Origin of the sequence: Zobellella taiwanensis (genome assembly GCF_003012795.1) — a bacterium.
Taxonomy (GTDB): domain Bacteria; phylum Pseudomonadota; class Gammaproteobacteria; order Enterobacterales; family Aeromonadaceae; genus Oceanimonas; species Oceanimonas taiwanensis.
The window spans coordinates 1-210 of the sequence record NZ_PXYH01000106.1 but is presented as its reverse complement, the minus strand read 5'-3'; the positions used below and the strand labels follow the sequence as shown (position 1 = coordinate 210).

The window sequence follows — 210 nt, the reverse complement described above, 5'->3', positions numbered from 1 at the left end:
CTGGAAGTGGCGGGCGATTCCAGTGCCCAGGACTTGCGCGGCACTGGCCTGGTGAGTTTTGGGGATCTGGATGATAACGACACCGTCAGCCTGAGCGTTGTTGGCAATAACGACATGGTCTGGAGTGGCGGCGCCCTGAGCCCCGAGCTGGCGGCTCAATTGCTGGGCGGCTTTAGCATCCCGGCCACGGTCAACGCGGCGGCACCGGGC

General features: G+C 64.8%; 1 protein-coding gene. It reads left to right on the top strand.

The features are described 5' to 3' along the window. Positions 1-210, top strand: a 210-nt coding sequence (locus tag C7I36_RS17530) for a hypothetical protein (RefSeq protein ID WP_181256443.1), incomplete at both ends; no start/stop codon positions are given.